The 15,078-nt window shown below is 41.7% G+C and carries 12 protein-coding genes; all 12 read right to left on the bottom strand.

All coding sequences use genetic code 11. From position 1 onward, the window contains the following. The coding region (locus KEM10_RS22630) for a DUF4248 domain-containing protein (RefSeq protein ID WP_212220231.1) at positions 1–194 on the bottom strand (194 nt) is incomplete at its 3' end. 751 nt (positions 195–945) lie between these two features. Beyond that, entirely contained in the window at positions 946–2,031 is a 1,086-nt protein-coding gene (locus KEM10_RS22635; protein WP_212220234.1) for a PCMD domain-containing protein, read from the bottom strand. A 12-nt stretch (positions 2,032–2,043) separates the two neighbouring features. Further along, on the bottom strand, positions 2,044–2,838 hold the full coding sequence (locus KEM10_RS22640; RefSeq protein ID WP_212220237.1) for a hypothetical protein: 795 nt from the start codon (positions 2,836–2,838) through the stop codon (positions 2,044–2,046). Between the two features lie 11 nt (positions 2,839–2,849). Further along, complete coding sequence (locus tag KEM10_RS22645) at positions 2,850–3,632, bottom strand: hypothetical protein (RefSeq protein WP_212220240.1); 783 nt, start codon at positions 3,630–3,632, stop codon at positions 2,850–2,852. 479 nt (positions 3,633–4,111) lie between these two features. Then, complete coding sequence (locus KEM10_RS22650; RefSeq protein ID WP_212220243.1) at positions 4,112–5,620, bottom strand: serine hydrolase domain-containing protein; 1,509 nt, start codon at positions 5,618–5,620, stop codon at positions 4,112–4,114. A 117-nt stretch (positions 5,621–5,737) separates the two neighbouring features. Next, positions 5,738–6,739 (bottom strand): class A beta-lactamase, encoded by a 1,002-nt coding sequence (gene bla / locus KEM10_RS22655; protein WP_212220246.1) that lies wholly within the window; start codon positions 6,737–6,739, stop codon positions 5,738–5,740. 39 nt (positions 6,740–6,778) lie between these two features. Beyond that, entirely contained in the window at positions 6,779–8,443 is a 1,665-nt protein-coding gene (locus KEM10_RS22660; protein WP_212220249.1) for a M81 family metallopeptidase, read from the bottom strand. Positions 8,444–8,504: 61 nt separating this feature from the next. Beyond that, entirely contained in the window at positions 8,505–9,926 is a 1,422-nt protein-coding gene (locus KEM10_RS22665) for a DcaP family trimeric outer membrane transporter (protein WP_212220252.1), read from the bottom strand. A 104-nt stretch (positions 9,927–10,030) separates the two neighbouring features. Beyond that, positions 10,031–11,704, bottom strand: a complete 1,674-nt coding sequence (locus KEM10_RS22670; RefSeq protein WP_212220255.1) for an amidohydrolase family protein — start codon at positions 11,702–11,704, stop codon at positions 10,031–10,033. A 21-nt stretch (positions 11,705–11,725) separates the two neighbouring features. Beyond that, entirely contained in the window at positions 11,726–11,977 is a 252-nt protein-coding gene (locus tag KEM10_RS22675) for a hypothetical protein (RefSeq protein ID WP_212220258.1), read from the bottom strand. Between the two features lie 141 nt (positions 11,978–12,118). Continuing rightward, complete coding sequence (locus KEM10_RS24830) at positions 12,119–14,752, bottom strand: LuxR C-terminal-related transcriptional regulator (RefSeq protein WP_212220262.1); 2,634 nt, start codon at positions 14,750–14,752, stop codon at positions 12,119–12,121. 146 nt (positions 14,753–14,898) lie between these two features. Then, a partial coding sequence (locus KEM10_RS22685) for a hypothetical protein (protein ID WP_212220265.1) occupies positions 14,899–15,078 on the bottom strand: 180 nt, incomplete at its 5' end.

Consider the following 15,078-nt stretch of genomic DNA (forward strand, 5'->3'; position numbering starts at 1 on the left):
TCCAAGATTAAGAGAAGTTGTTGTTTGTTATAGTAATGGCGTTTGGTTTGCCCGGTATTTGCTATCTGCTCTTTCAATTTCGGACACAGTTCAATATCTCTTCTTAATTGCTGCATGGCTGCATCAACCGATACACTATCAGGGTAAAGTTTCTTTACCAAATCCTGTTTCAATATGGTTCTGCGTACAATCATAGCGTTGGATTTGGGTTAAAAAATGAGCGATAACGCCTGCCTGTTCGACAGACAAGCACCTGAAATATTGAGTAAAGCAGACTTGTAGAGTATATTTCAACTGCTTTTGAAGGCTTTTTAATACTTTTTAGCTTATGCAGACTGCTTTTGAGGACTTTAAGACAATATTTTAAACGCTTTTTTGAATATTGAGGAAAATGAAGAGGGCTTTTTATGTGGTTAGTCAAGCTTCCAAAAAATTGTTGCCAACTTGCCGAAGTATGAGGGATTTTGGAGGCTGTTTTGAGATATTTTGATGAAAAAGGAGACTGCTTTTGAGAAAAGCAGGTAATACTATGAGAATACCACCATATTACCAGCGTATTGCAAGGAACAAAACAAAGAATAACGCAATAAATAGTAAAACCACAAAATGCTACAAACACGAAAAGCCCCGATAGGAGGCTCATTTTTAATGAATTGGAATATATATTGGGCATAATTAAAAACATTATGCCCTTGACAATTAGCACTTTAAAAATAATAAATTATCCTATAGGAGGTGCAATTTTATTAAATAAGTTGGCTGTATTCTAATTAATGATTGATGGGTTGTTAATTAATGTTTATCAATGACTTATGGCAGGCTGATGAAGCTATAAATCACATAATACATTCAAAACTTTTTCAATAAGCACGTAGAGCCTTGGAAACAAGCAAGATACGCGGCGATAGATATTGTCAACTGTTAATTAGAATAGAGCTAATAAGTTTAATCATATATCATCTCCACATCATCAATAATTAAAGTGCTTCCAATTGCTCCGGCAAAATTTGCTCCATCGAAACTCGATGACGCCACAAATGTTATGTGTGTAGGCAAAACAAATGATGCCGAATCGGCACTTACAAAGCCGTGGTCACTGGGTAACATATAATCAGGATAAGAATTATCCAACTCTCCATAAATAAATGGAATTTCAAGTGTGGTTAAAGCTTCTTGTGTTTCAGAACTTCGTACCCAGGCTGTAGCCAATCGTTCAGTTTTTCCGCCCAGTCTAATTTCTAACAAAGCATAGATATCGCAAGCATCTGGGTAATCAAGAATGTTTCCGGTTTTGTCTTTATTTTCGTCGCCGGGTACATAAGAGTATTTTAACCTTATTTTTTCGGGTCTTCCAACAAAAGGAGTACCAAATTCGATGGCTGCTTGTGGATTAGACGGGTCGATATTATCTGGATTAAACACACCTGTAAAAATGGAGCCTGCCGAAATGGGTGCGCCAAATGTGCCTGCTAATTTACCATTGTCAAGGGTAATCATTTTGGCAGCCAGATTATCTGCTCCCAGATCTTCGGGAATGGTTGCCAATTTATTTAATATTTGGGTTCCCTGGTTGCCTGTTCCCCAAATGGTGTTTGAGGCATTTTCGCCCGGCTCATAATAATCAGACGCTGTTTTGTACCACAAGCTAAAGTCTCCGTTGGCAAGCTGAGGGGTTACTGACGCAACAAATGACTCCACTTCCCAAAGGTGTATACTTCCATCTTCAGCTGTGATAGTAATATTCTGTGGTGTATTTAAGTCTAAAATATCACCGACTTTCTTATCTGACTCTGCAAAAGAAGAAAGATTAATAGACTGTATCTGAATTTCTGATAAATCAACGCCTCCCGGAATTTCTACAATCACTTTATTGCTATCAGTTAATATTTTGGCGTTGCTTGCCTGGTTGCTAACCACAATGTCTTTAATATTGCCATAAGGGGAAAGACCAAAATAATCTTCCTTTATACATGATTGTATTAGCACAATTGCAAGTAAAGGGAATACTATTGTAAGTATATTTTTTTTCATTCTATGTAAATATTATTTATTAGAACCAAAATAATAGGCTAAGCCCAATTCCAGCGATAATATGTTGATATTAAAATCTACATTCTGGCGTATTTCTCTTGATGAAGGGTCATCATTTATGCTATTTTCTGAAACTTTCAGACTATAACCCAATACATTTAATTGTATTTCAAAAGCAAAATTTTCCATGGCAAAAAATGTAACTCCGGGGCTTATGCCAACACCAAATAAATAATCGGTGCCATATTGCTTTTGTATTTCATCGTTGTATTTAATTTCGCGTTTTAAACTGTTGGCCATGCCAAATGAAACGCCTATATCGGTAAAAAAACTTAACCTCTCATTTTTAGTTAAAGGTACCGAAGACCTAAAATGTGGAGTTATAGCAAATCCTCTGGTAATTGAATTTGATTGTAAGGTATCCGGATCTCTGAAAAGGCTTCCTTCAAAATGTGTTTGATAGTAATTGAAGTTAATACCAGCCATACCATAATTTCCGGTATAATAACCTACTTTAGCCACAATGTTATAATCCAACTTTTCACCTTCAATTACTTGCTGCACTAAGTAATCGGTGTTTTCCAGTTTTTTATCTTCAAGAGAAAATGCTAGCCCCACGTATATGTTTTTCTTTTTGAAAGGGTGAAAGTTATTTTCATAATAGCTGGACATTAGATCATAAGGCGTTAAATCATTTTCAAGAGAATCGTTCACATTTTGCCCATTAAGTAAGCCAGGGAAAACAATCAATAAAGCATAAATCCAATAAAGCCATTTGACTTTTTCTGTGCAGTTTACATATCTCACAATATAGTAGATTAAAAGTTCATTTTATTACTCTTTATATATTCTTTAGTTAAATATTGAGGTGTGAAAATAACAACCCCAATCTCGAAACCAGCCCCATTTGAACCATCCAGGCATGCTCCATACGAAATGGCAGGTACAATAAAATCGTTAGGTTCCCAGCGCAAGCCCACTTTGAATTCGGGTTTTGAATAGGCCTGGCCTTCTGTTCCAAAAAGCTCTCCCACAATGGCTGTTTTAGGAATGATTTTGTAAATAGCCAAACGGGAACTCCAGGTAAAACCCCAGGCCTTTTCTTTATCAGGGCCTCTTTCGTAATCGAACAAGGCGCCCGGCATAAGATCCCACGAAATAACATTGTTAAATAGTGGTACGGTAACCGGTACGGCAGTCCATATGTTACGATGCATTTGTGTATACTCAGTATTGGTGTAATTGCCGGGTGCCTGACCAAAGCCAAGGAATACTGCTCCACCACCGTTGTTTTTTCGGTTGACCCAAAACATGTATTTGGCGTATAAGGTAGTGGTGAAATGCTGGTTGTAGTCTTTTATTCTATAATCCCGGAACAAATTACCCTGGGCAAAAAACTCAAACCGGTCTATTAAGGCAAACGACATTAACAATGTTGAATTACGTTCACCACCGGTGATAACAAAAGTTCCTGTGCCATGTGGCATTGCCAGGTAGTTGTCGGAGTTAAATTGCTGAGAAAACCCATTAAATGCTATTCCCAAAAGAACAATTGAAATCCATGTTCTTCTTTTATTTTTACTTAAAAATTGTTTATCCAAGGTGAAAAAATATTATTTAGTGTTAAAATCAAAACCAAGAACTTCTAAATACAATATAAAAAGCAAAGTCTTATGCTTTTCCTACTCCCGTAAATGCCAGCATAGCGTAAGGCCTGTAAATATTATATCGCCAAACCAAATCCGGTAAATACATACCCCGAGCATAATGGCAAAGTTTCCCCTAGGGGGTATCTGTTCAATGGCAAACATACGCTCGTCAGCATCATTAACAGATAACATCCCGGCTTTTAGCTGTGGTGAATCAGTCGTTCCCGTAAACCAAAGCTAATTTTTACCGGTGTAGATTTAAATTCAACCTGATAGCTATAACCTTTGGTCAAGCTGGTAAATAAAGATTTAAATCTGCCTGATGTTAAGTCATCTTTATGAGCGGCCATGCCAACCTTTATGATAAAACGCCAAGCATCGTCAAAGGAAACCTTTGACGATGCAAAAGACGCTTATCCTAGCCGACCCGGCTATTTGTCAAATACCGATCCGGAGACCGGGAATTCGTCGACCGCCCCTTCACCCCGAATGAAGATCCGGTGGTTGAATCGCACGTAGTTGAGTTCTCCAGACGGATCTTTGAGCAATTCACCAAGAGATCCTTTGTTTGGGCCTTCGGTGATGATAAAATAGCCCTCGGCTGTGTTGGCCACATTGGCCGGCGCTGGATCTGCTCCCTTGGTCAATAAGGAGGACTGGACATATATATATTTGTCTCCCTCTTTGCGGATCTCGATGTTTTGGGAATTGCCCTTGAAGACGCCAACAAAGGGGTCGAGCACAGAGGGATCAACGCCAGCTGCAACCGGAGACTTGGCCTCGATTTTCGTGAAGGCTTTAACCATTGCGTTCGCAACTTTTTTGTAGGCCTCGACTCCGCGATCGCTGTGTACCAAAACCACCACTGCAAAGTTGTGATCAGGGATCAACTGAAGAAAAGAACGCGTGCCTGGCCAATTCCCCCCGTGGCTGGGGCTGGTGACCCCGTCGTAGTCGTGGACAAACCATGTCAGCCCGGTAAAGTCGCCAGCCTCAGCCTCGACTGCCGGAGCGTGGGCATAGTCCAGTGCTTTTTTAGATAACAGCTGGTTCCCGGAGGCGTCCTTACCGTCCAGCTGAAAGCGGGCGTATTTCAGCATATCGGTAACCGTAGACCGGATCCCGCCGGAGGCAGCGGACTCTCTTATCATGGGAATGTAGTACGGCTTGAGATCACTGATGCTGCCTTCCCCGTAGATCGGTGGATGACCCCATGCGTAATTTTTAGCCGGAGGGGTGGTTTCGTAATTAAAGGATGACGCATCCATGCCGAGTGGTGCTAACAGTTGCTCTTCGATCAGTGTCTCGATCGGCTTTCCTCCGACATGCGACACCACATGGGTAGCGAAGGTGATACTGGTGTTGTTGTACATCCAGGTTTGATCGAACGGATAGATCTGCTCGACGTAAGCCGCCTGGAGCATGACCTTCTCGCTGATCGACCCACCCGGAGGAACACGAAGGAACCCATGGTCGCCATACCAGCCAGCGCGATGGTGGAACAGGTCAACGACCCGCGCTTTCGACGTCGCGTCGGGATCCGAAACCCTCCACCAAGGCAGAATGTCCACGACACGCGCGTTCAAATCCAGAATGCCCTGTTCGGACTGCTGCATGGCCACCGTTGAAAGGAAGGTTTTTGTCACAGAGCCAATTTGAAATTGCGTAGCGGGGGTAACGGCCTCGTCGGTGCCTACCTTGGTGACACCGAGTCCGGCGCTGTAGGAGTTGTCTCCGTAGATGACACCGACAGCAAGCCCCGGGATGTTCATTTCCTTGATCAGTTCAGCAGTTTCGGCGACAACCGCATCGAAGGCTGCCTGCCCCTCCTGCTTTGTCATTGTTTTTTTGGACTGCTGCTTTTTCTGAGCAAATGCTGGTTGAACTGCAAATAATGCCGAGATTATTACAGTAAATAATAGTTTCATCTTTCTATTCATCTTTCTATTCTTTTAAAAATTAATCATTGAGTCTAGTTTATTTGAGTGCCTAAGGCTTTGGTTCAGTGGTGACTCATGGCGCTGTCCGCTGTAACCAATTGTTAGGCGCGATAAAGTTTATTTGTCTTGTGACTTTAAATAATAGAAGTCGAATAAAGTCCGGGTAACTTCAGCAATGGCCCGATCACGATCAGCTTCCGAGGTTGTACTGCTTTTGGTGAATACCACGATAGCAAAACGTCGGCCGTCGGGTAGCGTTACATACCCCACGTCATTAGCAACACCACCAATCGTTCCTGTTTTATGGGCAACCGGGGTTCGCCTTGGTAAAAGACCTTTTAGCCTTCCATTACCTGTACGAGTGCGCGACATTGTAGCAAGCAGGAATTCGCGGCTTTCCTCACTCAAGGCCTTTCCGCTGTCGATAGCCAACAGCAATTGTAACATGGTATTTGGTGAGCACTGATCACGTGGGTCTTCTTGTTCGAACTTAAGGTTTCGAAGTGGTTGCTTTGCCGCCAGTGTTGGATCTTTGGCAAGGGCCTCTGCAAGAACGGATGCATAAGCCTTGTCGTGTAAACCATAGAAGTCCCTTAAAATTTCGCTGGTATATCGATCAACTCGTAAATCTGTTATTCCAATACTTTGCATCATTTTCGTTACTGCTTCCGGACCACCCGCTAGTTTTAGACAGGCGTCCGTCGCGGTATTGTCACTTAAGGTTATCATTGGTTCAATTAAATTGGCTACCGATAACTTAATGCCAGGGTGCACGAAGTTCACTGCGATAGCACCGTCACCTGTAACCATGGTTTCTTGTTCAACATCAATTAAATCGGTAAGTTTAAGTTCACCTTTATCGATACGGTCCAGCAAGGCGACGGCAATGGCTACTTTATAGGTGCTCGCCATTACAAACTGTTCATCGCCGTTTACTGTGATTATCTCCTTAGAGCCAATTTCCTGTGCGGCCACACCAATGCGGCCAACCAGCCCCTCCGAAATTTTCTCAATCTTCTGAGAAATAGCTTCAACATTTTGTTTTTGAGCAAATGTTGGCTGAACTGCAAATAATGCCGAGATTATTACAGCAAATAATAGTTTCATGCTTCTTTTCATATTTCTTTTCTTTTAAATATTAATAATTATCGATTTATATTAATCTCCTATACTAAAAGTTGCGTTTTCGTTTAGAGGGTAGATAGGATATGTTAGCTGGGTGTGCTCGAAAAGTGTAATATCGCGACTAGTGGTTCCGGGAACATCAGCAATCAGTATTTTGTCGGTAAAGTTTTTATAGAACGCCCGAAAGTGCATCCCGCTTTTAACACCTATAACGTCATATTCCTGAATGATGATGCCATGAGGCCGTCCCTGCGTATCATCATAGGTCTGGCATAGGCCGGAAATAACGATGACATCCACCGTATTCTCCGCTTCGATGACCAACCTAACGGTAGGGCCAAGCTGGAATGGGCCGTTGAAAGCGGTCCCTCCACGAACGACCTCATTCCCATCCGAAATGGACTTGACATAGGCTTTGGTCTTGATCGGTTCTCCCGCCAATTTCTCAAATTTGCCACCGAGGCTCACATCGATTGTTGCTCCGACACCGGCAGCGGCTGCTGCCTTTGCAGTTTCTGGATCGTGTATGGACATGAAAGCGACTTTTCCCAGGCCTTTGGTCTCCATAAGGGCCTTCAGCAGGTGGGTGCCGCCACCTCCGGCTCCGCCACCGGGATTATCCGCAGCGTCTCCTATCACGATAGGTGTATGGTCGATGATATCGCCTTTTGTGGGTTGTTTACGTACATAGTGGCCGTCCTTTTCGAGCGTGGCCAGCACAGTGCCCATAGTTTTATCCAAAGTTTCTAATGGTAGGATGGACTCTTTCCGGTGATCCCATATCCACTGCGCGAGTTCGTCTACCAGTTCTTCCGCCAGTTTGGGGTTATTTTCGGTAGTAACCATCGGGAACACGCCACAAAAGTCGCTGTCCTGGTAAGGGAAACCATGCATAGCAGAGCAGTTAATAACACCGGGCCGCTTTTCTATTTCAATGCACTTTTCTTTCAATCGATTTGCAAAAGTGCCCTCCTCTTCGGTATTACTCATCCCCATCATCAGTGGCACTTTGCGATAGGCGGCGGTAGGATGCGATTCTCCTGCCAGGATTGCAGCGCCACGATACATCGCATCACGTGCGCAGGCATTCATATCCATGTGAGGATATTCTTTGCAGGCACTGAAGAAATTCATATTGTCCTTCATTTTCTCTGTGATCTTGCCATGCAGGTCGCCGCTCCAGACGATCATCGTCTCCTTTCCGACTATTTCTCTGACCGACTCCGCTAAGTCTCCTTCCAGATCGGGCGTGCTGTTCACCATGCCGGCACCGTGAACACCAAGGTAGACGATGTCTATGGGTAACTGTGATTTCAGTGTGTCCAGGATCTCCTTTTTGGCATCTTTCCAGGCCTGATCGTTCACCGTGCTAAAGCACCAGTCTATATAGTACAAGACACCCGGAAGCAGCTCCCAGCCTTTTTCTTCGCACACATCCACAGCCCCGCCAATGGCTGTCCCTTTCAACTGATTCCTGATCTGATCGCCCCGGAATGTGCGCATTCTGTCGAGCGTGGTTTCGCCCATACCTTCGGTGAGGTAGGTGTTGGTTTCATGGAAAAAACCAACATAGGAGACTCTTAATTTTTTGGAATTTTTCATTTGTTCTCCTTTTCCAATGTTGAAGGACAGCAAAGGTACTGCTGCTGCAGCAAGAGATACAAAGACAGCTAGTGTAATAAGTTTTCTTCTTTTCATAAGGGTTGATTTAAATCAAAAAAATGTTTTTGTTTATAGTTCTTGTTAAATAATTGCGCTATTAAAAATCAAATTTTACCATGGCCTGTAAGCGATTTGCACGCCCAAAATCACTGTTTTTATTTCTGCGTTCGCCCCACATATATTCAATGCCCGTATAAAAACGCTCGGTTGCCTGATAAATAAGATTTATGTGCGCAATAGCTGCTGCTTTCATCGATTCAGGAGCGCGGTATACTGACGGATCGAGTGCAGTATAAGCCAGGGATGCATTCGTGGTAAATTTGTCGTTCCATTTATGGACATAACCAAGTACAATTGCTGCAGCAGGCATGGTTTCAAGCTCGCCATCAGGAGTAAGGATTGCATTGGAATTACTTCCCGTGAGGGCCATAATATTATCTCCGGAACCCATGCCTAGCGCCACATTAAAGGTAAAAAAGTCTTTGCCGATATACTGGCGTCCTCCAATTACAGCAGCTAACTGCGTGGCTGTAGTGTAAAGACTATCTCCTCCATCCCAGCGCATTTGGGCAAGATTTACACCCAAAGCAACCATTCCTGTTTTCCAGCTGTAATCTAAGCGTCCAGCTAAAGCAGGCAGGCCGAGGCTTGAGCTGCCTGGGTGGTTAAAGGCATTATCTATGCCTATATAATCCATCATCTCTAATCCCAGTGCCCACTTCCATTTATCGTTAATACGGTTCTGGTACTTTACTTGAGTTGCTCTTCCACCATATAAGGCATCACCGGCGGCAAAATCAATTAAATTAGGGATCGACTCCATAATAGACGTTGTTGTCCATGTTTGCCCGAAAATGAAATTGCCGGCAACAATGTAGGCATGTCTTAAGCGAAAGTATGAGCTGCCGGTACTTGACCAGAAATCCCCTTCAATAAAAATATTCAAGGGTACTTTGCCCGGAGTTGTACGGCGCATGTCGAAGTTAATCCTTGATTCGCGAGCGAACATATTAAAGTAACCACGGTTGGCATCTTCAGGTGATCCTTCCGCTGGTATTTGAGACATTAAAAACTGATATCGGTCCCCTGATCCATTAATGTCATACAGCATATCCAGTTTAACCCTGCCGCCAATTTTCATGCGGTATTCAGAGCCAAACATAGGCCACGAAGCCGGAAAATTATCTTCCACCAGTTCACTACCGGTTAATAACTGGTGTGATTCTCTTAATTCAGATTTAGGAATGTCCACCATTTGTGAAGCAGTAGTGTTGCCTGCCCGTTCAGGCGCTAGTTTTTCCTGCACTTTTTGCTTGTCTCCCTCCAGTTCTGCAATTCGCATTTCCAGTTCATCCATCCGGTTTAGCCGCTCTTTGAGTAGTTGATTCTCTTTTCTTAGGGAATCGGCTTCTTGTGAGGACACTGTAACTGGTAAAAAAAACAGCAGGAATAACAGGCTCACAATACTGAAATTGTCAATTCGCCGACTATTAATTTTTAAGGGTGAGGTAAGTCTCATTATCATTTTGTTTTTATTTGTGATAGTATGGCAGTATCTGTGGATAACTGCGCAAATAAGCAGTGAGTCGATTATTCCTCAAATCGACTCACTGTTCGGTGACTTTAGTGTTTATGTCCTTCTGCATCAGCAAAGTCGCAGCATTTTAAGCCTGCTCCACCAAAGTCCTGAGGAACAGTATAAAATTCTTTTTGCCAACTATCAATATTCAAAGGCACAAGTTTACTCTCTGCTATAGGCTCGAAACGGATAGCTTGCCCCGGATTAACATTGTCGGGCATGCATTCAGAATCTTTTACAACAATAACTCCATTCACTAAAACGTATGGAATTCCGGACGATGGCGCGGTTCCCTTCGCATAGGTTGCATTGTCTTTTACATTCTCAGGACTGAAGATGGTGATGTCAGCCACCATACCTTCCTGCATACGACCACGCACCTGCATGGCTTTTAAACCCATTTCACCCAAAGGTTTGGCGCTATTGTAACTGGTCATAGAAACCAATTGCATTAATGGAACGTTATTGTCCTGGCCTAAGCGCAAAGCTTTCGCAAATGCACCAGAAGTTCGGGGATGGACATTTGGCATGTCTTCAAAAGGTGTATTTCTGGTCAGACCCGTATCAGGAATTAAAGGCATACCATCGCTACCAATGGCCACCTTTGGCATTTTTAGCCAGTCAACAATGGCTTCCACTGGCATTTTGTAAACGATAACAGCTCTGGTGGGTTCTTTTTTCAACATTTCCTCACGGCTTTTCTGAGTATAGAATTCGCCAGTTGCTACATCTTGCACGGTTTCTTCGTATTTGTTACCTAAAGATTTTACCCAAACATCGGGCTCAAGAAAAACGGCATTTAAAGCGGTAGAACCTGCAGCATAAGGATATACTTCGCCCCATACATTGTAGCCGCGTTCACGCATTTTAACCAATAATTCGTGTACCAAATTGTATCCGGGATTATTGAAATGGATGGCAATAGCTGGCGCGCCCAGGGCTGCCGCATTGGCCAACATTTCCTGTATACCATTTACCTCGGCCACATCGTTACCCGGAGTTCCTCTAAAATGCATACCTATTTGACGGCCATAGGCGCCGGCTAATTTTTGCAATTCATAAATTTCACGTGTTGACACACCCTCGCGCATATAACCCACCGTAGAACCGATGCCAATACCTCCCTGACGCAAACCTTCATCCATCTGTGCTAAAATTTCGTTTCCTTGCTCCAGATTAGGTCTTGTTTTCGACCAACCTTGTTTTACACGGGATTTTAAAGCATCCATTGTATAAAAGTATTCCCACTCATTGAAACCATCGAGTACAGCTGCACGTGCCAACTCATGAGCAACGGCCACTCCATAATTTAAAGGAGCCTTCCCTTCACGGCGTTTATACCACTCATCTAATTTGGGCCCATAGGCTCCAACTTCCAAATCCATAATGGTAGTACGACCATCGCGAAGCATTAGGCGATACATATAAGGCTCCAAGCAATGCTGGTGACCATCAATAAAACCGGGAGCAACTACATGACCAGTAGCATCAATAGTTTCTTTACCTTTGATTTCACTTTCGGTGATAATGGCAATTTTACCATCCTTAATACCAACATTCCGAATGCCATCGAAATTGGTTTCGGGGTCCATTACCCGGCCATTTAAAATGACCACATCAAATTCCTGATTCGGATCGGCAGCTTTTTTAGTAGCTGTTTGCTGACAGCTCGTAAAAATAAGAGCTGTAATAAATAAGGCAAAAATTATTCTTTTCATAGTAAAAAGTTTAGTTGATATCTATTGTTTTATTATTTGAACGGATTTGATCGTAAAGTGAATATCATGTAAGGTATTTAATAGCCCCATTAGCGCCGACTGATCTGGCAACCAGCCAATAAGGCTAATGATGTCAGAGTCAGTCTCCTGCCGCACTTGCATGTCATCAGTCATTTGTATCAGCGTAGTGGTGATCGTACCCTTTAATCTTATCTGATAAATGGCTGCATTATTAGGTATGGTTTTCTCTTGAGCAAACATTTCCTCTCTCATATTACATCACAGTTACAACGCCAATAATTAGTTTTTTGTAAAAGCTAGTCATGGCATTTTTAATAATACTTTAACGCAGCACAAGGTACGACAACACAAAAGCGCAATGCATCGTCTAAAAGTCGTAAAAAGGTATGATTACTAGGAAAAAATTGCCATACTCTTTACTTTATTGAGCATGGAAGTTCGATTGGGAACGTCGAGTTTACGATAGATATGGGTTAGATGACTCTTTACTGTAACAACAGAGATGTTTAACTCATCCGCAATTTCCTTATTTCGCAGACCGGTTGCAATTAGCTGAATGACTTGCTGCTCACGAAGGGATAATTCATCAGATGCAGCATTTGAGACAGGCGGTAACTCAGAATTTGAAGTATTTAAACCTATTCTGTATAAGAGTCTGCGAAAATTCGGGGATTGATTGACCAGATCGAATAAGGATGGCATAATATGGTGTGCTTCAATAATTGGTCGAATATTATCGTTCTGTTCAGCAAGTGTTAAAGCTTTATTAAGAGACGCTTTAGCATCTTCTTTTCTACCAATCCGGACTAGCGCCATTGCCTTCAGAAGCTCAATTTCAATAGTGTGATAATTGTTATGTACCTCATTCAGAAAAGCTTCTACCTCTGAAAGAACACAAAGCGCCTCTTCAACTTGTAATATAGAACCATGGTTTACAATGATTCTTATTTTGGTAAGTTCAGGTACATCCATCATGAACACATACAGTCCTTGAACTTGATTTAGCCAATTCATTTGAGCCCATTCCAACTCCATTTTTCCCAATCCTTTATGCAGATTAACCCTTGCTTTTACAGAACGTGCATAGGTCTGAAACTTTGGATTTTTAAATTTTTCAGATATCTGTTCCATTGTAAGCTGCATTGAATCAGCTTCTTTGGCATCTCCCTTTAGAGAATGCGACAAAACTAATCCTGCCAAGGCATCAAAATATACCCTATAATTAAAAACCTTGTCATAGCTTATAACCTCTCTAAGTGATTGAGAAGCCTTGTCCAAATTTGCTGTTTGAAATGCACTATTGCCAAGCAAATACAAACTCCACGCTCTCATAATTTTCAATTCACCCTTCTTGGCAATAAAGTGGAATTTTTCAGATTCAACCTCTGATTCTTTAAAATTTCCGGATTGTAAATGAACATATATCCTGGCATGCAATGAACGCATATGCATAACAGAACCGTACTGAAAGTTTTTATCATGCTCATTAAGGAGTTTCAAAGCCAAAGTTGACCTCCCCAACATTTGTCTTGTGTTTGCTGTTATTAATTCTCTGCGCCCGCCAAACATACCTGTTTCGTCATGATACAAAGCTTTGGATTGTTCCAGGCATTCTAAGGCTTTTTCAGGGTTGGGGCTAATATAGGTTAAATAATAGCCCAAATGATATAGGTAAAGAGATTGATTCTTTTTGCTAGAGTTTTTAACACCAACGGACTCAAGCGTATCTAATAAAAAAGAAAATTCCTTAACTTCATAAGTTTCCTGACAGAAATACAATTCTATTAGCAGCAAATCTATATTGCTCATTCGTATTTCCTCAGGAATATTTTCTATCCATCTCTTCACAACCCACCATTCGCCTAACTCAAATTTTGAGGTAGTATGCTCTACAATCAGATTGCCAGCCCTATTGTAATTTTCAGCCAAAATCGCATAATGAATAGCTTCATCAATTAGTCCCTTGCCTGCAAACCAAGAACTTATATGAATGTAAAGTGGATTAATGAGTTTAGGTTCTTTTATCTTCAATCGCCTTTTCAGAACATCTCCAAATAGATGATGGAAGCGAAACCAGCTACACTCATCTCCGGTAGGAATAAGAAAAAGATTTGAATCTATTAATTGTTCAAGGAAATTATTTGCCCCTCCTGATTCGTTGAGAGAAAAGCTGAATATTGAATCGATAAGCTCCTTGTTGAATTGTTCGCAGAGCGAGCAGAGTTGCATTTGTCTGAAAAACTCCGGACTAAAATTATCACCAATATGATCGATGAGAATATCCAGATCATTCGTCACATAATCGAGAGATCCTTTTCTACCCTCCTTGTATGGAGCCGGCTTTGCCAGGAGCATCATCCTGATACCCATTATCCAGCCCTCGGCTCGGAACAAAAGTTCGTTAACTTCATCTTGACTGAAATTAAACGTGGGCTTCATTTTAAGAAGTTCTCCAATTTCATTATTATTAAATCGGAGCTCATGCATCCTTATTTCCAGCAACTTTTGATAGAGTCGCAATTGTCTGAATTGAAGTGGCGGATCACGACGGGTAATGAGGACCAGTTGAAAATTATTGATATTTTCCTTAAGAATGGCGTTGATTAACTGATGGATTTCCTGATTCCGGATTAAATGATAGTCATCCAAAATCAGCCGGGCGTATTCGTTAAAAGTATTAATTTTATTAATAATTAAATCGATTATTGTTTCCCATGCAAGAAAATGGTATTGTTGAGCCAAATCTTTTAGGTCTGCCCAATTAACTGCACAGCATCTTTCAAGGCTTTCGATGAAATAAGTCAGGAACAAAGTTGAATCACTCATTGCCTGATTTAGTGCTAACCAACAGTATTTTGTTTCATGCTTTTCAAGCCATTGACTAATAAGGATGCTCTTACCATAACCAGCAGGTGCCGAGACTAAAATAAGTGGTAAATGACTGCTATCTTCTAGTTTGCGAATCAGATGTGGCCTTAAAAGAAGATCATCAGAAATTTTTGGTCTATTTAGTTTGGTATGCAGCATTGAGTAATTTAACTAGAAATAAGGTTGATTCAGTTATTTTATCTTGATAATAACATTGGCACTTTGGATTTGTTTAAAAAACAATCTTCAATTGTTGGTTTGGTTTTATTTTTACTGTTAATACTAATGTCAGCATAACAAATACTCTATTCTGTCAGCTCTTTATGGGTTTTTAATACTAACTCTAAGGCTTCAATTACATATTTATTGCTTTTTAATAATTCATTAATCTGACTTGCAAGCCATAAAGTCATCAATTCCTTTTCTTCTACATCAAATAGCTTTGCCATAACAGCCACCTGTTCTTTTTTAGCTCGTCTGTCTCC

This window comes from Carboxylicivirga linearis (assembly GCF_018271995.1).
Taxonomy (GTDB): Bacteria; Bacteroidota; Bacteroidia; order Bacteroidales; family Marinilabiliaceae; genus Carboxylicivirga; species Carboxylicivirga linearis.